At 37.9% G+C, this 21404-nt stretch carries 28 protein-coding genes; 16 read left to right on the forward strand and 12 right to left on the reverse strand.

What is annotated here, in order from left to right:
- Window positions 1-16 precede the first annotated feature (16 nt).
- The 7 genes from minC to DWW33_RS01195 all read left to right on the forward strand — a co-directional run bounded on the left by minC (window position 17) and on the right by DWW33_RS01195 (window position 4815).
- Window positions 17-694, forward strand: a complete 678-nt coding sequence (minC, locus tag DWW33_RS01165; protein WP_022243810.1) for a septum site-determining protein MinC — start codon at window positions 17-19, stop codon at window positions 692-694.
- A gap of 22 nt (window positions 695-716) precedes the next feature.
- Window positions 717-1508 (forward strand): septum site-determining protein MinD, encoded by a 792-nt coding sequence (gene minD, locus DWW33_RS01170; protein WP_022243811.1) that lies wholly within the window; start codon window positions 717-719, stop codon window positions 1506-1508.
- Between the two features lie 13 nt (window positions 1509-1521).
- A complete protein-coding gene (gene minE / locus DWW33_RS01175; RefSeq protein WP_117698374.1) occupies window positions 1522-1797 on the forward strand; it encodes a cell division topological specificity factor MinE in 276 nt (91 codons plus the stop codon).
- Between the two features lie 27 nt (window positions 1798-1824).
- Window positions 1825-2937 (forward strand): FtsW/RodA/SpoVE family cell cycle protein, encoded by a 1113-nt coding sequence (locus tag DWW33_RS01180; protein WP_117698373.1) that lies wholly within the window; start codon window positions 1825-1827, stop codon window positions 2935-2937.
- Between the two features lie 4 nt (window positions 2938-2941).
- Window positions 2942-3337: a methylglyoxal synthase gene (locus tag DWW33_RS01185; RefSeq protein WP_022243814.1), complete on the forward strand. Its 396-nt coding sequence runs from the start codon at window positions 2942-2944 to the stop codon at window positions 3335-3337.
- A complete protein-coding gene (locus DWW33_RS01190; RefSeq protein WP_022243815.1) occupies window positions 3321-4313 on the forward strand; it encodes a D-alanyl-D-alanine carboxypeptidase family protein in 993 nt (330 codons plus the stop codon). The genes DWW33_RS01185 and DWW33_RS01190 overlap by 17 nt, the downstream gene beginning before the upstream one ends.
- 82 nt (window positions 4314-4395) lie before the next feature.
- Window positions 4396-4815 carry a twitching motility protein PilT gene (locus DWW33_RS01195; protein ID WP_117698372.1) on the forward strand — a complete coding sequence of 140 codons (420 nt, stop codon included), beginning with the start codon at window positions 4396-4398 and terminating at the stop codon, window positions 4813-4815.
- A gap of 65 nt (window positions 4816-4880) precedes the next feature.
- Here the strand turns inward: DWW33_RS01195 and DWW33_RS01200 are convergent, their stop codons facing one another.
- A complete protein-coding gene (locus DWW33_RS01200) occupies window positions 4881-5093 on the reverse strand; it encodes a DUF378 domain-containing protein (RefSeq protein ID WP_022243817.1) in 213 nt (70 codons plus the stop codon).
- A gap of 91 nt (window positions 5094-5184) precedes the next feature.
- On the opposite strand from DWW33_RS01200, the gene DWW33_RS01205 reads away from it, so the two are divergent.
- From DWW33_RS01205 to DWW33_RS01235, 7 genes are all read left to right on the forward strand, one after another.
- Entirely contained in the window at window positions 5185-6561 is a 1377-nt protein-coding gene (locus DWW33_RS01205; RefSeq protein WP_117841054.1) for an HlyD family efflux transporter periplasmic adaptor subunit, read from the forward strand.
- Window positions 6562-6620: 59 nt separating this feature from the next.
- On the forward strand, window positions 6621-7313 hold the full coding sequence (locus DWW33_RS01210) for a YggS family pyridoxal phosphate-dependent enzyme (RefSeq protein ID WP_118638698.1): 693 nt from the start codon (window positions 6621-6623) through the stop codon (window positions 7311-7313).
- 19 nt (window positions 7314-7332) lie between these two features.
- Window positions 7333-7854, forward strand: a complete 522-nt coding sequence (locus tag DWW33_RS01215; RefSeq protein ID WP_117699220.1) for a cell division protein SepF — start codon at window positions 7333-7335, stop codon at window positions 7852-7854.
- A 36-nt stretch (window positions 7855-7890) separates the two neighbouring features.
- Window positions 7891-8643: a YlmH family RNA-binding protein gene (locus tag DWW33_RS01220; protein WP_118176843.1), complete on the forward strand. Its 753-nt coding sequence runs from the start codon at window positions 7891-7893 to the stop codon at window positions 8641-8643.
- Between the two features lie 62 nt (window positions 8644-8705).
- Window positions 8706-9227 carry a signal peptidase II gene (lspA, locus tag DWW33_RS01225; protein WP_118057458.1) on the forward strand — a complete coding sequence of 174 codons (522 nt, stop codon included), beginning with the start codon at window positions 8706-8708 and terminating at the stop codon, window positions 9225-9227.
- A gap of 15 nt (window positions 9228-9242) precedes the next feature.
- Entirely contained in the window at window positions 9243-10163 is a 921-nt protein-coding gene (locus DWW33_RS01230) for an RluA family pseudouridine synthase (RefSeq protein WP_118638699.1), read from the forward strand.
- 180 nt (window positions 10164-10343) lie between these two features.
- Window positions 10344-10973, forward strand: coding sequence for a cytidylate kinase-like family protein (locus tag DWW33_RS01235; protein ID WP_022243824.1), 630 nt, complete (start codon window positions 10344-10346; stop codon window positions 10971-10973).
- Between the two features lie 1745 nt (window positions 10974-12718).
- On the opposite strand, the gene DWW33_RS01240 is transcribed toward DWW33_RS01235, so the two are convergent.
- The 9 genes from DWW33_RS01240 to dtd form a co-directional block, all read right to left on the reverse strand.
- The gene (locus DWW33_RS01240; protein WP_118638700.1) at window positions 12719-13339 is read right to left on the reverse strand and encodes a zonular occludens toxin domain-containing protein; all 621 of its coding nucleotides are present in this window, start codon (window positions 13337-13339) and stop codon (window positions 12719-12721) included.
- A gap of 12 nt (window positions 13340-13351) precedes the next feature.
- Window positions 13352-13579, reverse strand: a complete 228-nt coding sequence (locus DWW33_RS01245; RefSeq protein WP_118638701.1) for a hypothetical protein — start codon at window positions 13577-13579, stop codon at window positions 13352-13354.
- Between the two features lie 10 nt (window positions 13580-13589).
- Entirely contained in the window at window positions 13590-15206 is a 1617-nt protein-coding gene (locus DWW33_RS01250; RefSeq protein WP_118638702.1) for a hypothetical protein, read from the reverse strand.
- Between the two features lie 72 nt (window positions 15207-15278).
- Complete coding sequence (locus DWW33_RS15590; RefSeq protein ID WP_158577435.1) at window positions 15279-15443, reverse strand: major coat protein; 165 nt, start codon at window positions 15441-15443, stop codon at window positions 15279-15281.
- A gap of 151 nt (window positions 15444-15594) precedes the next feature.
- The gene (locus DWW33_RS15595) at window positions 15595-15771 is read right to left on the reverse strand and encodes a hypothetical protein (protein WP_158577436.1); all 177 of its coding nucleotides are present in this window, start codon (window positions 15769-15771) and stop codon (window positions 15595-15597) included.
- Between the two features lie 7 nt (window positions 15772-15778).
- Window positions 15779-16006, reverse strand: a complete 228-nt coding sequence (locus tag DWW33_RS01255) for a hypothetical protein (RefSeq protein WP_118638703.1) — start codon at window positions 16004-16006, stop codon at window positions 15779-15781.
- 4 nt (window positions 16007-16010) lie between these two features.
- On the reverse strand, window positions 16011-16175 hold the full coding sequence (locus DWW33_RS15600; protein ID WP_158577437.1) for a hypothetical protein: 165 nt from the start codon (window positions 16173-16175) through the stop codon (window positions 16011-16013).
- Entirely contained in the window at window positions 16162-17106 is a 945-nt protein-coding gene (locus tag DWW33_RS01260) for a rolling circle replication-associated protein (RefSeq protein ID WP_118638704.1), read from the reverse strand. Before DWW33_RS01260 ends, DWW33_RS15600 begins: the two co-directional genes overlap by 14 nt.
- Window positions 17107-17456: 350 nt before the next feature.
- Entirely contained in the window at window positions 17457-17906 is a 450-nt protein-coding gene (dtd, locus tag DWW33_RS01265) for a D-aminoacyl-tRNA deacylase (RefSeq protein ID WP_117946959.1), read from the reverse strand.
- 116 nt (window positions 17907-18022) lie between these two features.
- On the opposite strand from dtd, the gene DWW33_RS01270 reads away from it, so the two are divergent.
- Together DWW33_RS01270 and DWW33_RS01275 are read left to right on the forward strand one after the other, a co-directional pair.
- Entirely contained in the window at window positions 18023-18751 is a 729-nt protein-coding gene (locus DWW33_RS01270) for a tRNA 2-thiocytidine biosynthesis TtcA family protein (RefSeq protein WP_118638705.1), read from the forward strand.
- Entirely contained in the window at window positions 18744-19793 is a 1050-nt protein-coding gene (locus tag DWW33_RS01275; RefSeq protein ID WP_117946960.1) for a tyrosine-type recombinase/integrase, read from the forward strand. The genes DWW33_RS01270 and DWW33_RS01275 overlap by 8 nt, the downstream gene beginning before the upstream one ends.
- 137 nt (window positions 19794-19930) lie before the next feature.
- Here DWW33_RS01275 and DWW33_RS01280 read toward each other — a convergent pair whose 3' ends face one another.
- Window positions 19931-20644, reverse strand: coding sequence for a lysophospholipid acyltransferase family protein (locus tag DWW33_RS01280; RefSeq protein WP_022243828.1), 714 nt, complete (start codon window positions 20642-20644; stop codon window positions 19931-19933).
- Window positions 20645-20773: 129 nt separating this feature from the next.
- Window positions 20774-21391, reverse strand: a complete 618-nt coding sequence (locus tag DWW33_RS01285; RefSeq protein ID WP_022243829.1) for an SGNH/GDSL hydrolase family protein — start codon at window positions 21389-21391, stop codon at window positions 20774-20776.
- Window positions 21392-21404: the final 13 nt, after the last annotated feature.

Here is a 21404-nt window from a genome sequence, read left to right on the forward strand (position 1 = left end):
GTCAGGAGGGAAGTATATGTCGCAACCAGTTGTTTTAAAGAGTAATCCCCATGGAATCAATCTGATTTTAGATGATAGAATTCCATTTCAGGAGCTATTAGACGAGATACTTCATAAATTTAAAGAATCCGACAAATTCTTTAAAAATGCCAGAATTGCCTTGTCTTTTGAGGGCAGGGAATTAAGTCAGGAAGAAGAACTTGCAATCGTTGATTTGATCAGTCGAAATACCAGCATTGATGTGGTATGTATTTTAGATAATAATTCCCTGCGGGATGAAATCTGTGCCCGAAAGATTCAGGAATTTGATGAAAGCCAGTCTGGAAGAACCGGTGAATTCTATAAGGGAACACTGCGAAGTGGACAAGTCATCGAATGTAAGACAAGCATTGTTGTACTTGGCGATGTGAACCCAGGTGCAAAAATTATTGCAAAAGGAAATATTGTGGTATTAGGCTCGCTTCGTGGCAATGCCTATGCTGGAGCGGCAGGAGATGAGCATACCTTTGTAGCTGCCCTTGATATGGACCCGGTACAGATTAAAATAGGTAATGTAATTGGAAGAAGCTCTGACCGCGGACCACTGAGTGCCATTAAGAACCGGCGGAAGACTTTAGAACCGCAGGTAGCTGTTGTTATGGATGATTCCATACTAATCGAACCGATTACAAGTGGATTATTAATGAATATATAAGATTTAGGAGGAAGAATAAATCATGAGCGAAGTAATTGTTATTACATCAGGAAAAGGCGGTGTTGGTAAGACAACAACTACTGCAAATGTAGGAACCGGTCTTGCACAGTTAAATAAAAAAGTAGTATTGATTGATACCGATATCGGATTACGTAACCTTGATGTAGTTATGGGTCTTGAGAACCGTATTGTATACAATCTGGTAGATGTTGTAGAAGGCAACTGCAGAATCAAACAGGCATTAATCAAAGATAAGAAATATCCGAACCTTTTCTTATTGCCGTCTGCCCAGACCAGAGATAAAACCTCTGTTACACCGGAGCAGATGCAGAAATTAGTAGAAGAATTAAGAGAAGAATTTGATTACATATTATTAGACTGCCCGGCTGGAATCGAGCAGGGATTTAAAAATGCAATTGCAGGAGCAGACCGTGCACTGGTTGTTACCACACCGGAGGTATCTGCAATCCGTGATGCAGACCGTATCATTGGTCTTTTAGAGGCAAATGAGATTAAGAAAATCGAGTTAATCGTAAATCGACTGCGTATGGATATGGTAAAACGTGGCGATATGATGTCCATTGAAGATGTTCATGAGATTCTTGCTATCGATTTAATCGGTGCAGTTCCGGATGACGAACAGATTGTAATCTCAACCAACCAGGGTGAGCCGTTAGTAGGCTCTGACAGCCTTGCAGGACAGGCATATTTAAATATCTGTAAACGTATCATGGGAGAAGAAGTACCGCTTCTTGACTTAGAGTCTAAAAATGGCGTATGGTCTAAATTCGTAAGTTTATTTAAGAAAAACTAGGGGGATAATAATTATGGGATTCATGGATTTTTTTAAGAAAAAGAATTCCGGTAATGTAGCGAAAGACCGTCTGAAATTATTGTTGATTTCAGACCGTGCTGACTGCTCACCGGATGTAATGGAAAATATCAAAAACGATATTATCCAGGTAATATCAAAGTATATGGAAATTGATGCGGAAGGGCTTGATATTCAGATTACCCAGACCGAATCAGATGGTAATAACGGAGCTGTTCCGGCATTGTTTGCAAATATTCCGATTAAGGATTTGAAGCATTCCGGAAAATAATAGACTTCAGATTGGAAGTAGTGATTTATGTTAAAACAATACCGCTTAAGAGACTACCGTTTCCGACTGGTATTTTATGTGGTGGCACTGACCATCATTGGAATTATGGTAGTTGGCAGTGCAAAGCCTTCCGTACAGAATAAGCAGATTGCAGGATTAATCTTAGGTCTGATTGTTATGGTTGGTATATCGCTGATTGATTACAATTTTATATTGAAATTCAGTTGGATATTCTATTTTGTTAATGTGGCTTTATTGGCAGCTATCTTTGTCATTGGAGAAAAGACAAAAGGCGCGCGCCGCTGGCTGAAGCTTGGAATCCGCTTTCAGCCTTCCGAATTAGGCAAAATCCTGTTAGTTTTGTTTTTTGCCTATTATCTAAGCAAAAATAAAGATAAACTGAATAATATCCGGACGCTGTTTTGTACGCTGGTATTGGCAGCAGTACCGCTTCTTCTGATTTTTAAGGAGCCGGATCTTTCTACCACAATTGTTACAGCATTAATTTTTGCATCCCTCTTGTTTATTGCCGGATTAAGTTATAAAATAGTAATGGGTGTGCTGGCAGTGGCAGTTCCGTCACTGGTTGTGGTCTTAACGCTGGTATTACAGCCGGGACAGAAACTTTTGACAGGAAATCAGGCACTTCGTATTTTAGGCTGGCTGGAACCCGATAAATATCCTAACATTGCATATCAGCAGCAGAACTCGATTATGGCAGTGGGCTCCGGACAACTCTGGGGCAAGGGACTTAATAATACGAATATTGTTTCTGTTAAAAACGGTAACTTTATATCAGAACCACAGACAGACTTTATTTTTTCTATAGTAGGTGAAGAGATGGGCTTTATCGGCAGTGTTATTATTATCGTATTACTGTTTCTTATTACCATAGAATGTCTGTTGGTTGCAAGACGTGCAAAAGACATGGCAGGCCGGTTGATTGCCAGCGGAATTGCTGCATTGATTGGTTTCCAAAGTTTTGTAAATATATGCGTTGTCACAGGCTTGATGCCAAATACCGGACTTCCACTTCCTTTTGTAAGCTATGGATTAACATCGTTAGTCACGCTGTTTGCGGGAATTGGTCTGGTAATGAATGTAGGGCTTCAGCCTAGAAAATATGGACAGGGGGACTAAACGAATGAATATCGGTTTGATTGCACACGACGCGAAGAAAAAGCTTATGCAGAATTTTTGTATTGCATACCGGGGAATTCTTTGTAAAAATGAACTTTTTGCAACGGGAACTACCGGAAGACTAATTGAGGAAGTAGCAAATCTGAATGTCCACAAATATCTCGCAGGTCATTTAGGCGGTGCACAGCAGCTTGGTGCACAGATTGAGCATAACGAGATTGACCTTGTGATTTTCCTGCGTGATCCATTATCACAGAAGTCACATGAGCCGGATGTAAACAGTGTTGTTCGTTTATGCGATATACACAATATTCCGCTGGCAACAAATCTTGCTACTGCAGAGCTTTTGATTAAATCATTAGACAGAGGAGACCTTGAGTGGCGTGAAATGTATAAATAAACGTGTACTGGCAGGTCTGCTTGTTGTATGTGTGTTCGTATCTGTAACGGGTTGTGGGAAAGCCAAAAGCGTTGTAGAGAATGGCTATCCGGTATATGGAGAAAGCAGCAGCGTAAATGTGCTATCCGGTGCAGAGGATACGGTCAGCTCTTATTTTGGTGCCAATTTATGTGTTGGCGGAACTGAAAATATCGGGCAGGAATCCGTAGAACATAACAGTGTGGCAGAGGCCGCCGGAGTATTTAACACGGCAACTAATACAATTACATATGCCCAGAATATATATGAGCGGATGTATCCGGCTAGTACAACAAAGATACTGACCGCTTATCTTGCTATCAAATATGGAAATCTCAGTGATGTGGTAACAATCAGTGACAATGCCGTAAATCTGGCATCTGATTCTTCTAAATGTGGATTGCAGGCGGGAGACCAGATGACTTTACAGGATTTACTTTATGGTCTGATGCTGCGAAGCGGAAATGATGCAGCCATTGCAATTGCAGAACATATTTCCGGTTCCGTAGAAGCTTTTGTGGATTTGATGAATCAGGAAGCACAGCAACTTGGTGCAACCGGTTCTCATTTTATGAATCCAAATGGACTGCCGGATGAGAATCATTATACAACCGTTTATGATTTGTATCTGATTTTCCAAAAGGCATTACAGGACGAGACCTTTTACCAGCTGATTTCTACCAGTTCCTATACCACCAATTATACAGCGGCAGATGGCAGTGCTAAGACCCAGGACTGGAGCAGTACCAATCAGTATAAAACCGGTGAATCCAAATTACCGGATGGATTTACACTGGTGGGCGGTAAGACAGGAACCACCGGGGACGCAGGATTCTGTCTTGTGTTACTTACGGATAATGCCGGTGGACAACCGGTGATATCCATTGTATTAAAGGCAGACTGTAAATCCAATCTGTATCTTATGATGAATGAAATACTTGCCGGATGTGGTAACTAGGCATTGTATAAAGCAGCAACATATTATATAATGAACTTATATAGTTCTTCATTAAAGAAAATAATGTCTGGGAGGAAATGCGATGATTGAAATAATTGCAGGAGAAAAGGGTAAAGGAAAGACAAAAGTATTACTGGATAAGGTAAACGAAGCTGTAAAAACAGTCGGTGGCAGCATTGTATATCTGGATAAGAGCCAGAAACATATGTATGAGCTGGACAATAAAGTCAGACTTGTCAATGTTGCAGATTTTCCAATATCCAATTGTGATGAGTTTTTAGGTTTTATATGTGGTATTGTTTCATCTGATCATGATTTACATGAGATGTATCTGGATAGTTTTCTTACGATTTCCGGTATGAAGGACGAAGAATTTACCCATGCTATTGAAAAACTTGATGTCATCAGTGAGAAGTATAAAGTTAAATTTATTTTAAGTATTTCTATGGATGCTTCAAAACTTCCAGAATGTGCAAAAGCAAAAGTAGTTGTAGCACTTTAAAAATGCCTGAATTGGCAGTAAAAGCGGTGTCTTAAGTCCTTAAAATGCTTAAGACACCTTTTTTACTAAGCCTGTTCGATAGAGCGGATTCGTCCATAGGCAGAAAGCAGATAAAGTCCGCTGATTCCGACAAGCGCATAGATAATGCGGGAAAGCCAGCTCATATTACCAAACAGAAATGCCACCAGGTCAAATCGGAAGAATCCGATGAGTCCCCAGTTGATGGCTCCAATGATTACAAGTGTTAGTAATGTATAATCTAATCCTTTTGAACTCATAGCCAAAGTCCTCCTTTACTATGTAGTATGGTGCAAAGTGGATAACATTATACATCAATTTCTATTTATTCTTTATAAAGGCGGAACGATTGTGGCTGAAACAAAAAAGATTGTAAAGTATCGAAAACCATTTCATTTAAATATAGAGATTGTCATTTTTGTTATTATTCTTGTATATATTCTTTTTTATGTATTTTCTTATTTCACTGAAAAACACATTGGAATATATGAAGTGACCCAGGGTACAATTGCCGAGAATAATACTTATACCGGATTGATTGTAAGGTCAGAAAGTGTTTATACTTCCGACTATAGTGGTACCTTTAATTATTACATTGCAGACAATGCCCAGGCTGGCTGGAACAATATTATCTGTTCTGTGGATGAGACAGGCTCTGTCAGTGATCAGTTGGCTGCAGCAGCTGCTTCAGATACCACGGGGCTTGACAGTGATTATTTTAAAAATCTGAAGTCCAATGTATCACAGTTTACCCAGTCCTATGATTCATTGTCTTTTTATCATGTATATGATTTTAAAGAAAATGTAAGCTCTCAGGTCATGGAATCGGTAAATATGAGTGCATTATCCGATTTGACAGCATCCGGGGCAACGGCAAGTGATACTTTCCATATCAGTTATGCCCAGACTCCGGGGCTGATTGCTTATTATACCGATGGCTATGAAAATATCACGACAGATAATTTTACGGCAGATGATATTCAGCCGCTGGATTATAAGAAGACAACCATTAAAAATAACAGTACGATTGCTGCAGGTGACCCGATTTATAAGCAGATTACCAGTGAAAACTGGAATATCATTCTTCCGGTCAAGAAAGCAACCTATGACCGGTTAACAGACAGCAATGTTATTGAAATCAAATTTAAAAAAGACAATACGAGCTGCTGGGTGAATTATGAATTAAAAGCCCAGGGGAATGATTATTATGTGATATTATCTCTGCATAATAACATGGTTCGCTTTGCAGGAGACCGTTTTACCGATGTGGAATTACTGCTGACAGAGCGGAGTGGACTTAAGATCCCAAATTCTTCCATTACGGAAAAGGCTTTCTATACTGTTCCGAAGGAATATTTTACCCGTGGAGGCGATTCTAACTCCTTAGGCTTATATGTAAGGGACAGTAAGACCAATGCTGTTAATTTTGTTGCAACAGCAATTTTCCAGGAAGCCGAAACGGATTATTATATTGACGAAGAAGAAATTACTGCCGGCAGTATCATTCAAAAGCCGGATTCCAACGATACTTTTGAGGTGCAGGCGCAGTCCACACTTCAGGGTGTATACAATGTCAACAAGGGATATGCGGTATTCAAGCAGATTGATATTTTGTATCAGAATGAAGAATATACCATTGTAAAGGCTGGAACAGATTTTGGAATCTCCATTTATGATCACATTGCATTAGAGGGCGATGCTGTTTCCGAGGATGATTTGATTAATTAATATTGTTAAAAAAGTAACATTATCATAAAATGATATCATGAGATTAAGAGGTGTATAAAATGCTGAAAGAAAACTTAAAAGAAGTGCAGGAAAGTATTTTAAAGGCATGTGAAAAGTCCGGAAGGAATCCGGAAGATGTAACATTGATTGCTGTCAGCAAGACCAAGCCGGTACCAATGCTGCAGGAAATTTACGATGAAAACATCCGTGACTTTGGGGAAAATAAAGTGCAGGAGCTGGTAGAAAAATATGATGAGCTTCCACAGGATATCAAATGGCATATGATTGGTCATTTACAGAGAAATAAAGTGAAATATATCGTTGATAAGGTCTGCCTGATTCATTCTGTAGATTCTTATCGTCTTGCTGAAGAAATTAATATTCAGGCAAAGAAGAAAAATATCACAGTTCCGATTCTTGTGGAAATCAATATTGCTGAAGAAAGCAGCAAATTTGGTATTCATGCAGAGGATGCCATTGCACTGGTAGAACAGATTGCACAGCTTGAAAATGTACGGATAAAAGGACTTATGACCATTGCGCCGTTGGTAGAAAATCCAGAAGATAACCGTCAATATTTTCGGAATATCCGCCAATTATCTGTTGACATAGCCGCAAAAAACATTGATAATGTATCTATGAATGTCCTGTCCATGGGTATGACAGGAGATTATATGGTTGCCATTGAGGAAGGTGCTACAATGGTTCGTGTCGGTACCGGAATTTTTGGCGAAAGAAATTATAATAAATAAGTAGTTAGGAGAATGAACAATGGGTCTTTTTGATAAATTTATGGATGTTATGCGTTTGAACTCAGATGATGACGATGATGATTTCTATGATGACGATTATTATGATGATGAGGAAGAAGAAAAGCCAAAGAAAAAGCTTTTCCATAAGCATGAGGAAGAGGATGACGATTTCGATGAGCCTGTTGTAAAGGAGAAACCAAAGGCAGTCAGCAAGATTACTCCAATGCGCAGCAGCCGGAAGCAGAATGGTAATATGGCAGTCTGTGTGATTAAGCCAACCTCTTTTGAGGATGCAAGAGAGATTACTGAGACTCTTCTTATGAACCGTACCGTTGTATTGAATGTAGAGGGTCTGGATGTTGAGATTGCCCAGAGAATTATTGACTTTACCTCTGGTTCCTGTTATGCAATCAATGGGAATTTGCAAAAGATATCCAATTATATCTTTATTATTACACCGGAATCTGTTGATATTTCAGGTGACTTCCAGGAGATTTTAGACAGCTTCTCCGGTTCGTCCATTCAGACAGATTTTCGTTAATAGTATTACAATCAAAATATATGATGTGATATAGCTATGATGCAGGATGAACAATTAATAAAAAAACGCTTCCTGGACTTGTTCCAGCAGGCACAACGCAAGGGGATTGTCTGTTTCAGCGATTTTCTTACCCTGAATGAACAGAATATCTTAAATAGCTGCGCCGGATCATTGGGAATTACCTATGAATTATCGGGCGGCTGTTTTTATGCAGAGCGTCAGATAGCAGCTTTTCTTCCTGATGCTCTTTATTATGAATGGAGTTATCCGATTAAATGTATTGAAATTGCACCGGCTTATCCGAAATTTGCAGATACAATTTCCCACCGTGATGTATTGGGAGCATTGATGAATCTTGGCATTGCAAGAGAGAAGCTTGGAGACATTCTGATAAAGGATAATAAGGCTTACCTTTTTGTAAAAAGGGAAATTGCCGATTACATAGCCGAGGAACTTCAACAGGTATGTCATACTATAGTACATTGTGTTTTAGAAGAACCATCAGCTATGGCAGTGGAGCCAGAATTAAAAGAATTCGAAAAAATTGTGGCATCGAATCGCTTAGATAGTGTGATAGCTGCCATGAGCGGAAAATCAAGAAGCCAGTCGGTTGTGCTGATACAATCCGGTAAAATTTTTATCAATGGCGCAGAGTGTTTACATAACACATACTTATGTAAACAAAATGATGTGATTTCCATCCGCGGCACCGGAAAATTTATTTTTGATGGGGAAATTGGCACCACAAAGAAAAGTAAGATGAAAATCCGTTTCCGGCAGTATGTTTGATTAATGATGAAAATCCACTTCCGGCAGTATGTTTCATAAAAAAGACGAAAGGCGATAGATTTATGAATAAGAAAATCATGTATATAATTACTATATTGAGTACAGCAGTATTGCTTTTTCTCGACCAGATAGCAAAATATTTAGCCGTGCTTCATCTCAAAGGACAGGCTGCAATTCCAATTATTAAGAACGTTTTTGAATTGCAGTATCTTGAAAATCAGGGGGCAGCCTTTGGTATTATGCAGGGAAAGAAAACTTTTTTTGTGATTGGGACATTGATTTTCCTTGTAATAGTGATAATTCTTTATCATAATATTCCACTGACGAAAAGATTTACACCAATCCGCATTGTTGCTGTACTGATTGTTGCCGGTGCTATTGGAAATATGATTGACCGTGTTGTACACCAGTATGTCATTGATTTCTTTTATTTTAAGCTAATTAATTTCCCAATTTTTAATGTTGCAGATATTTATGTGGTAGTAGCATGTATTCTCTTTATTCTGCTGATGCTGTTTTATTATAAGGAAGAGGAATTAGGTCAGATTTTCCCATTTATGAAGAACAAAAAAGCGGAAGAGTAGGGGGAAATTTCTTTTATGCATAAGGAAACTTTTGAAGTTACAGATGAATATGAAGAGGAACGTCTGGATAAGTTTCTGGCTGCTATCTACCCGGAACAGTCCAGAAGTTTCTTTCAGAAATTGATAAAGGATGGTTTGGTATCAGTTAATGATGTGCCGCAATCAAAAGCAAATTATCGGATGCATATAGAAGATATGGTTTCTGTGACCATACCAGATGCGGTAAAGACAACCATTTTACCAGAAGCTATTCCATTAGACATCTTGTATGAAGATGATGATGTAATTATCGTTAATAAACCCAAAGATATGGTTGTACATCCATGTCCCGGACATTACAGCGGAACGCTTGTAAATGCAATCATGTACCATTGCAGGGAAAATCTTTCCGGAATCAATGGTGAAATCCGGCCAGGCATCGTTCATCGAATTGATAAGGATACCACCGGTTCACTGATTATATGCAAAAATGACCAGAGCCATCGTCTGATTGCAGAACAGATTAAAGTGCATTCCGTTAACCGGCTGTATCGTGGCATTGTAAAAGGCATTGTAAAAGAAGATTCCGGCACCATTGAAGGCGCAATCGGACGTCATCCAAAAGACCGTAAGAAAATGGCAATTAATGAACGAAATGGGAAAACCGCAATTACCCATTACCGTGTTATAGAGCGTCTAAAAGATGCAACTTATATGGAATTCAAACTGGAAACGGGACGTACCCATCAGATTCGTGTTCACATGGCAAGTATTGGTCATCCCTTACTGGGCGATACCGTATATGGCAGTCTGAAGAATCCATATCATCTGCAAGGACAGACCCTTCATGCTTATATCATTGGATTTGTGCATCCGGCAACCGGAGAATATGTTGAGTTTAAAGCACCGATTCCGGAATATTTTGAAGATCTTTTAAATAAGTTGAGGAAGAATTAGTTCGTGATTCTTCTTCAATTTTTTATGCTTTCTCCGGTATTATTTTCAGTAATATTTAGTGATTGACTGTTTTTAATTTTAAAAAATTTTATTTATTTTCAGAAAATACTAGGAATAATGCACTAAATATGTTATAATTCATCTATCAAGTTATATATTTTGCATAAAGAGGTGATTGCTATGGGAAATAATGTTGTTATAACCATCGGACGTGAATTTGGAAGTGGCGGAAGAGAAATTGGCAAGAAAGTTGCAGATCGTCTCGGCATAAAGTTTTATGATAAAGAGCTTTTACAGGAGGCTGCAAAAGAAAGCGGTTTCTGCCGTGAAATTTTTGAAAATCAGGACGAAAAGCCAACGAACAGTTTCTTATATTCTTTAGTTATGGATACATATTCCATAAATGGCTATTCATCCGCACCATTTTTAGATATGCCGTTAAATCACAAAGTATTTTTAGCACAGTTTGAAACCATTAAGAAAATTGCTGAAAAAGAATCCTGTGTCATTGTTGGTCGCTGCGCCGACTATGCACTGGCAGAAAATCCAAACTGCATCAATGTATTTATTCATGCTGACAAGGAATTCCGGACAAAACGTGTAGCTGCGGAATTACAGGTAAATGAATCCAAAGCAAAGGATGCAATCCAGAAAAAGGATAAACAGCGTGCCAGCTACTACAATTACTATACCAGCAAGAAATGGGGCGACTCAAGAAGCTATCATCTGACCTTAGACAGCAGCGCTCTTGGCATTGATAAATGTGTAGAAATGATTTTGCAGTATCGTGCATTATATCTTATGAAATAAGAACCAAAAAGCGCATGAACTTTTAAAGTATTCCAAAAGAAACTTTAGGGTTCATGCACTTTTTATTTTTCATTCATAGTTTTCACTCATTTGCTATAAAGCAGAACTGCCAAAGGGGGATAAAAAGCTCTGAAACAACCATAAGGGAATGCCTGTGTAAGTCAAAGGTATTTATGCGTGCGTCGGTGCTAATCGGCTTAAAATGGCAGCATTTATTCGTAAAAGTAACTCTATTTAGCGCAAGTCGATATAAGGCATGTAGGACATGCTTAGAAGACCGTCATATATCCGTGAGGGAAGATTGTTACCTTGGCTGATAAAAATATATCTACCCGTACCCGAAGACCAGTCGAGGGGCATCTGTGATATATTTCTCGGTGGAATCCGAACGAACGGATATATAGTCTTTCTGCGTAGGGCGGATTTACTCCGCCCGAAGTGCTTAGAAAGATTGCGCTAAATGCCAGCTTTTACGGTGCGGACAGCACTTTAAATAAATGCGTATGTGCGTAAAAGGCATTCCTAGGGATTTGTCTGTGTAAATTAAAAACAGCCACAAGCCGGAGTAGGTTGTGACTGTTAAAGGGCTTACGCCCCGATATGAAATTGTGCCAGAATTGTAGCATACAGAATCATAAAATGCAATAGGGTGTCATTGATTGTAAGAAAAATGCTTGTGCGTAGGGGAATAGGTGGTAGGCTGACTGCCTAGGGTGACCATGCTTTATCGGTTGCCCTGCGTCAGCCTTAAAACCACCGTAATTCGGGTTCATGCGCACCAAGTATTTATCTGAAAATCAATGACCATATCATGGTCAGGACGTATGTAGTGGTTCGCCACTCGGGGCAAAACTGGTACTGGGGAATGTTCAAGCGCCGTCTGTTTGGCGTACAGCTTGCACGCCAACAGACAAGCGGACAACGTGAAGAAAAAAAGTGTCGCCCTTACTTGACTATGGCAACACTTTCCCGCCATTTGCTATAAAGCCGGACTGCCAAAGGAGCTATAAAAAGCTCTGAAACAGCCATAAGGGAATGCCTGCATAGGTCAAAGGCATTTATGCGTGCGTCGGTGCTAACCGGCTTAAAATGGCAGTATTTATTCGTAAAAGCTGTGTTTTGCGAATAGATAACTCACACCCTATATATACCATATTAACGCACGGTAGTCAACTTTTTTTTATGTTCACGTTCGCAGGGAGCTACGTCTTCACTTCGTTCGATTCGCTCACGGCGACCATGAACAGAAAATTGTTGTTAGCTCCTGATGGGCGAGCTACTTTTTACATAAAAGCCAATTTTAGTAAACGGTTAACCGTTTGGTTAATTTTTTTTAAGCCACAAAAACAGTGGCTAAAAAAAACGTAGCCGTTGACAAAAATAATCTTTTATATATATAGGCGAACAAGCACAGCTTAGACAAGCTGCGCTTGCGCCAATTTCCACTTGCTACTTCGGGATTACTGGACGCTCCACTATAAGATATGTTACAATACAATTATTCATTCTAATGATATAGGGGGTACATCATGAGCAGAAAAAACAGATTCAAAGAAATCAAAATTAAACCTAAGACATATCGTGTATCTGGCAGAGGGAACAAATCCGTTCTTACCGATATTTGCGGAATTGTTGCGACTTTTGTAATCATATTATTCGTAATGTGGCTACGCAAAAATGGTTATATGATTTTTTAACATATCGCAACGCCTGGCATCATGGTGGGGACCCCATGCCCCACCCATTCAACCAGGCGTTGTAAATATGTTATAGGTATCATATAAACTATAGTATTTTTTATGAGCCTTAAAGAACTGGCTACCAACCTTTTCTTTCATTGGATACCATATTTTAACCGATACAAATAAATTGCCTATGCTGCATATGGATAATACTTTTCCCATCCAACCATAATTAGATACTTTTCTATGGACAAATTCATATTCTATTAGTGAACGTATCTGTCTATCTATCATTCTGTCAAACTGGCTAACCAGAACAATATCATATCCATATTTTCGATGCTGTGTAAAAAATGATAGCCACTCATTACGTCCAGTACGTCCCCAATCCCTTGAATTAAATAGAATCTGACACTCATCAATTACTAATAATATACTACCCTCTTTCGGTCTTTTGTTTTTAAATAGATTTTGTGAATAATCTATAAGTCTTTGCGGCGTCAATTCCAAGTTATCAATATAGCAAAACGAATCATAGAATCTTTTAGCTTTTATCTTTTTATAGTTCACATGAACATCAAAATTGCATATTGTTGGACGCCCGGAACGGATTCTATAGTATAACTTTTCCGCTAGATGCAATGATTTACCGCTCCCCGGCGTTCCTGAATACAACGTTATCAAATATATTCACCTCTATTCTATTGCCTTAATCCATCTTAATACAATCTGATATGCATAAAACAAACCAATTGCCACAAGCCACGCTTCACCAATTGCAATAATCTGACTTATAGGCAAGAAGTAATTGAGATAGCCTAAGTATGGCAAATCCTGCATCTTATTTATAAATGTTATAAATGGACTTGTTGGCAAGAACTTTAATATTTTATCGAATATGCCCGATACTGCTGAAAAATCCATAAAAACCCTCCTATCCTTTTATTATATTTCGTGTAACTAATATTAATCCAACTATAAATGTAAGCAATACACCAGTTCTAAATATCGTCACCAAAGGACGCACTTTATCAAAATTCAGATGAAAAGTATATTCAAAATTCAAAGAATCAACTTTCAAAGTGTATTCCCATTCCGGAGCTACTGGCTTCGCTTTTAATACCTCGAAGCACCGAACCAAGTCAAACGGTATACAGAACGGGAAAATAGTTGTCCATCCGTCATATTTTAATTTGTTATTCTTATCATCTGTAGGAGGGTCTGGATTAGTTGTATCATCAATAACGTCATCAATCGGAATATCCGTATCAATTACAACGTCACCAACTTTATCAACTGGAGTTACCCCCGGTATAGGTAAGTCAATAACAGCGTCACCCTCCGCAACTCCACCAACTGGAATATCTGACACAGGTACATCAATATCACCGTTTATAACTTTATTTCCCGCTTCATCCTCTCCGGCAGTTTGTCCCGGAATAACAACATCATATGCGTCCGGATAAGTACCGCTATTTATTAAGTCTAATATTGAATCAGGCACAGACAGTCCGCCTAATATTTTGGGAAATATAACATCCGGCGCAAGGTCTCCACGCACGCCATCTACCGGAATTGTTGAATACAATACACGCCCCTTACAATTTGCGCAGTCTAGCAATTGTTTAATACCATATTTGTTAGTAATAAATGAATTAAACAAATATGTACCTTGCGTTGCTTCAATAGCTTTCCCTACACCATAACTAGGCGCATAACGATAGATAGGCTTATTGTCAGTACCTATAGCAACTTGATAAACCATACCGTTTCCGGACATTGCATCAATTGTATTATATAGCGTTCCATCCGCATTATATATATCATAAACCAAGCCGCCGGAATAACTATTATACCCCGCATACCGCCCTTTTACAGTTGCTTTATCCGGCACGTTATAAGCTGTGACATAATAATAATATACAGCACATGGAATGTCAGAACCCGCATAAGGATATAATTTAGTTTGACTTGATTGAAATTTATAAATAGTCAATGCGTTAAAATCCGTATTATCATATTTAGCTTTGATTTGTTCCATTTGTGCAGTGGTTAAATACGGTAATTGTATAGAAAGCGTATCAGCAATCGAACCCGGCGTTAACGTTGGATAAGCTTCATGCGGTTTACTTCCGACCTTTGACCCATCAGTCCCGGCGAACATATCCGCCGCCCATTCTTTCAACTTACGCCACCCATCCGAGCCGGCATCCATAACAATACGACCAGTTTCCTGCGCATCTTGTACTACATTATCTAACCATATATCAAATGTTTCATCTATACCATCCATCTCAGAATCAACAGCACTTTTCATGGATTCTAATATTGATTTTGCATCTTTTTCTATGGTATCCTTATTTTCATACGCCTCAGCAGCAGTCCAAGTTATTCCCAGCATACCTAAAAGTGTTCCCATAACTTCACTCAATGACCATAACGTATACGCCCATTCTGCCGCCTGCGCCTGCTGATAGTCACATACAACAGTTGATACAAATAAATAAAATGCCATAAATAACATACATATTCTTTTAGCAATTGTTTTCATTATGTTATCTCCTTTTAATTCAAAAACTGGCATGGAAAATTCATTCCATGCCAGTCAGTTGCAAAATGTACCTTACGCTTTACCGGTCAGCTTCTTAAACACTTTAATGCCGAATGTAACAACCATTACAGCACCAACAACGCCTAATGCGATAGGTAAAACATTAGCAATTGCAGTATTGCAATTGGTAGCAACAGTCGTAAACGCGTCTGTCAATGCAGTCTGAATACCTTCCATTGTTATTTCCTCCTCTCATGCTTTTTTAAAAATCTTTATAATTCCACCGATTGCAAATGACACGACTTCACATGAGCAACCGAATAGAAAACCGCCTATAATACCCATTCCGAAGATTGTAATTGCACCATAAATATCATATGTTTGCATCTTAATACCTCACCTTATTGAACAATATTCTTGCGATAACCAGTCCACACAATACACCGATTCCGAACAATACACATATAAGCAATACTTCCATATTTCCAGCATGGGTAGCAAATAAATCACTGGACGGAACTTCCGTAACCGTATCTGATATTTCTGTATTTAATACATTTTCCATAACAGACCTACTTTACAACAACATCAGCAACATAAGCTTTGCCATTATAGCCGCAACTATAACTGATAATAACCTCATGTCCAACAGAATCCGGCTTTATTTTTTGTGATAAATCATCAAACAAAAAAATCTTTTCAGTTGCTTTACCAACGCAACCATCAACACCATCCTGCTCCACAAAAAGTATCTTTCCGACTTTCTTTTTCATCTCTACATATCCGACTAATTTAACCATCCTTTTACTGCTCCTCTCCTAATTCAATAATATCTTTTTTGTACTTTTCCAATACTGCGGCAATCTCCGGTATAACGACCGCCTCAATAAATACCGCCTGCGATTGAGATTTTGAAGTTACAACAACCTGAAATGCTGCCATTTTTTCTTTTTCTTCACTGTTTGCCATTTTCTTTCTTTTCTCCTTTTTGACATTTTTTAAAATATTTATAGTTAACATCCAAGTAACCACTAATATCCTTTTGATACTCCAAATCAGCGCCGCAGGAATCAGCTACTTCTTGAATAAAACTATCTACTTCATCCGAGTTTATTAATGCAGTAAATGTTTTCGGTTTTGGAATCGACTTAGATACAAAATACCGTTGTTTTCCCGGAGTTATAGCGCACAAGTCTTTTGTGATATATTTAGTAATATAATTTGATACTTTGAAAGTATCAGTAACTTTTGTAGCTGTTGAAAAACCTAATTTCCAATCATCCAAGTTATAAACGATTTTTCCATCATATTTTTTGCCGGAATCAATAAACGTCAACCCAGTAGTATTACATAGCAGTCCATGAATATGCCAAGCACCATCTTTATGATGTTCCGGCACAAGCAGATATAACAAGTCATTTGCTTTACGCAGTCTACAATGATTAATCCATACACGAACTTTTTTCATGCATAATGCAAAATCATAACGGCTTTCTATCTTATCCGGCGAATAGGTCAAAGTAATAAAATATTCCCAATTACATTGCCTAGCATACATATACAAGGCGGAACGTGTACGGTTAAGCGAACTATATAAAGAATGTTCTTTTTTACGTTCAATAGCCCATTCGTCAGCATCCGTATAAACACGTTGAATCTTTTCAGTAAACGGATTATAACAATATTCCGCATCATCAATACGAGGTATAAAACGACCTTGTCCAGTCTTTTCATCAACTACATAAGATGCAAACCGCCAAGCCAAAGCATCAGCATTTTTATCAATCATATCAGCACGATAAGAACTCTCTCCATCCAACATTGTATAAACACCCTGCTTATACGTTACGACTTCTAATTGACCATTGGCATATTCAGTTATTTTCACATTGTAAGCCATATTTTTTTCCTTAATGGTTGAAATGTGTTGCCATAGTCAAGTAGGGGCAACACCCTGCCACCCGAAACTAACTATTTAAATTGGGTACAAAAAAAATAGATAGCTCATAACCTTTCTTCTGATTATGAGTTATCTATTTTATTTTTTTTATATCGTACATTAATCTATTCAGCAAAACACCCATTTTGCGAATAGTTTATAAGCGCCATGCTCAAAGGGGAGAGTATGAATATCGCATGGCACAAACTACCATTCCGGCGTTGCCTACATTTTCGCAAAACTACGAGCGAGTTTTGCGAATAGATACTTCACTACCACTATATATACCTTATCAACGCACAAAGCAGATTTTACATCAAGTCTTTTGAATCTAATATAATTGTAAATGGACCGTCATTCAGCAAAGTTATCTTCATATCTGCTCCAAAGGAACCAGTTTGTACGTCCGGAACTTCGTCACGACATTTTTCAATGATATATTCATATAATTCGTTGGCTTTTTCTGGATTACCTGCATTTACAAAGGACGGTCGATTTCCCTTACGGCAATCTGCATATAATGTAAATTGTGAAACTAACAAGAGGGATCCATTTACATCCTTTAGACTTAAATTTGTCTTGCCATTCTCATCTGCAAAAATTCTTAATCCCAATAGCTTTTTAACTAATTTATCTGCAATTTCTTCATTATCATCCTCAGCAATTCCGATTAATACCAGGTAGCCATTCTGAATGGAACCAATAATTTTCTGTTCAACTTCAACTTTGGCATGTGTAACACGCTGTATTACAAATTTCATTCTTCTATAATTCCTTTCATTACATATTCTTATCCTATTATATATGTAAAGACATGGATTTTCCAGTAGTTTTCATGTATAATGTATTCGTAAAACACAAAACTTGGAGGCTATTCATGAAACTTCAAAAATTATATAGTTATACCAGAAAGGCGATGGATGATTTTCAGATGATTAAGGAAAATGATTCTATTGCCGTTGGTATTTCCGGAGGAAAAGACAGTCTTACGCTGTTATATGCCCTGGCTGGTTTACGCAGATTTTATCCGGTGCACTACTCTCTTACTGCCATAACAGTTGATTTAGGATATCCGGATTTTGATTTAACAGAAATCAAAGCATTGTGTCAGAAGCTGGATGTGCCATATCATATTATTCCAACACAGATTGGGGCAATTATAAAAGAGCAGAACAAAAAGAATAGCCCCTGCTCTCTTTGTGCAAAGCTTCGTAAAGGAGCATTGAATCATGCTGTCATTGAGTTTGGCTGCAACAAGGTTGCTTATGCCCATCATAAAGATGATATCATAGAAACGATGCTGCTTTCTCTTATGTTTGAAGGAAGATTTTATGCATTTCCACCGGTTACACATCTCGACCGTAGCAATCTCGATGTTATCCGGCCACTGATGTATGTTCCAGAAGTCGATGTAATTGGTTTTAAAAATCATTACAATCTTCCTGTTGTTAAAAATCCATGTACATTTGATGGAAAAACAAAGCGTCAGTATGCCAAGGATTTATTACAACAGCTTAATAAAGATCATCCTGGTGTAAAGAACCGTTTATTTACAGCAATTATAAATGGGAATATTCCAGACTGGAGGCAATTATCCAATGAATGAAAAGGCATATTATGAATCAGTAAATACAAAAAATGAATTAAAGTTACGTGAACTTCAGAAGGAGCTGCCCCCCTTCTGCCGAGAGTTTTTTATCGGAATGAAAGCGTCTGTTTCGTCCCGGACCCTATTGGCTTATGCATATGATTTAGGTATATTTTTTGATTTCATACATCAGAATAATCCCATTTGTGCGAAAAAGCCGGTAAATGAATTCACCATCGATTTGTTAGACCAGATTTCGCCTATGGATATTGAGGAATATCTTGATTATTTAAGGGTTTATGAAAAAGATGGTGTTGCGCATACCAATGATGAAAGAGGCATTTCACGTAAACTGGCAAGCTTACGAAGCTTTTATAATTACTATTTCTGTAAAGAAATGATAACAAAAAATCCTGCACAGCTTGTCCGGATGCCAAAAAAACACGAAAAAACCATAACGAGACTTGATGTAGATGAAGTTGCTATGCTGTTAGATGAAGTTGAATCTGGTGAAAAATTAACCGAACGCCAGCAAAAGTTTCATGAACAGACCAAATGTCGTGACCTTGCAATTATGACATTGCTTTTAGGAACAGGAATCCGTGTTTCTGAATGTGTGGGACTTGATATCACAGATGTAGACTTTCGTAACAACGGAATCAAAGTACATCGAAAAGGTGGTGCAGAAGTCGTTGTATACTTCGGTGATGAGGTTCGCACTGCTCTTTTGAATTATCTGGAAGAAAGAAATACCATTGAAGCTGTGGAAGGAAGCACCCATGCCCTCTTCCTTTCCATGCAGAAGAAACGAATCGGTGTCCGGGCAGTAGAAAATCTGGTAAAAAAATACTCAAAATTAATTACTACCATGAAGAATATTACACCGCATAAATTAAGAAGTACCTATGGAACGTCACTATATCGCGAAACAGGCGATATTTATCTGGTGGCTGATGTTTTAGGCCATAAAGATGTAAATACCACGAAAAAGCATTATGCGGCCTTAGAGGATGAACGTCGAAGAACTGCTCCAAAATATATTCATTTGCGGGATGAATAAAAATAAGCATTCTTATCATTATATTATAATTAATATTTTATAAGAAAAACAGTTTCCCTTCCGGTATTATAAAAGTAAAAATATATTTATAATCACCAGAAGGGAAACTGTTTTAATATAAGATAATAAAAGGAATCTTATAAAATACTTGATATCTTATCCTGAATCCGCTGTTTTACTAATTCGGCAATTTCTTTGGATTTCATATCTTTATACTCTTCGTAATAAATCGGCTCCAAATAATGAACCTGTGTAGTAATCGGCCACAGATAAAAACTGTTAAAGACTTTGTAGGAATCAATCAGCGCAATTGGTACAATTGGTACATGTGCTTTTATTGCAGATTTAAAACTACCCGCTTTAAAATCACAGACACGATTACGGTTATTGAATTCGTAACCACCTTCCGGAAAAAGAATGTATTTCTTTCCGTTCTTTACATCTTCTGAAACTTCGGTAATAATTTTCAAAGCCTGACGGACATTATCTTTTATTAAACGCTTACCCTGAAGTAAGTCAACAAATTCACTTACCAGAATAGTATGGGATTTTGCTTCGTCCATAACAAGGGAACAAGGTTCCTTATGAGTGCTTATGATACCAAGAGCATCATATTTACCCTGATGATTCGGATACATAACATATCCACCTTCTTTTGGAAGATTTTCTTCGCCATAGGCTACAGTCTTGATTTTACCGGAACGCTTCATTAAATAAATGACATGACGAACCAGTTTATATCGTTCTTCTTCCGAATATTTTTCCGGATGATCTGCCCACTTTCTCATTTTCGGTATAATATATGGGGCTCGAAAAAGATTCATTAGAATAACATATATAAAACGTAACATTTTCTAACTCCTTGATATTTTAATCTTGTACTATGCGTAAAATAATACATAACTATTATACCACATTCCGAAAATTCGACAACTATTCTTTCTTTTCTGATAAATTTTTATTTTAAATTTCTTAGCATATTATGCTGCAATCACTTTAAGGACTGCTTCTGCCAGCTTCTGATGTCCCTCTTCATTTAAATGTTCTCTATCAGCACTGCTTGGTGCTGCAATATCAGATGCAGCGAGAAAATCGCAGTTATATTTTAGGGCAATTCTTTGATAAACGGATTTTAGTTTTTTAGATACTTCAACAGATTTTTGATTAAATTCAGGATCAAACTCCGGCTCCCAAACTCCTTCACCTAATTGGATTGGAGAAATTAACAAAATACGGGTATCTGAATCAATTTTCCGGATCTGTTTTAATAATTGTTCTATTCCAAGTCCGATTACTTCTGCTGATGCATTATATAAGCTTTTGCAGTCATTCGTTCCTAACATAAGAACAACCCGGTCAATTGGAGCGTGGCTTTCTAACAGTGTCGGAAGTAAGGCAGCCCCCTTCCGTCCCTCTCTTAGCTCATCTTCAAAGACGGTGGTTCTACCGCATAAACCTTCTTCTATAATACGATAACCTTTTTCATATAAATGTTGTTCTAAAAGACCTGTCCATCTGGTATCACGTCCATATCTCTCTTTTGTGCCAGGAATTAAACCGTAAGTATTTGAATCGCCAAAGCATAATATTTCTTTCATAGTAAACCTCCAT

Source organism: Roseburia sp. AF15-21, from assembly GCF_003479505.1.
GTDB lineage: Bacteria > Bacillota > Clostridia > Lachnospirales > Lachnospiraceae > Roseburia_C > Roseburia_C amylophila.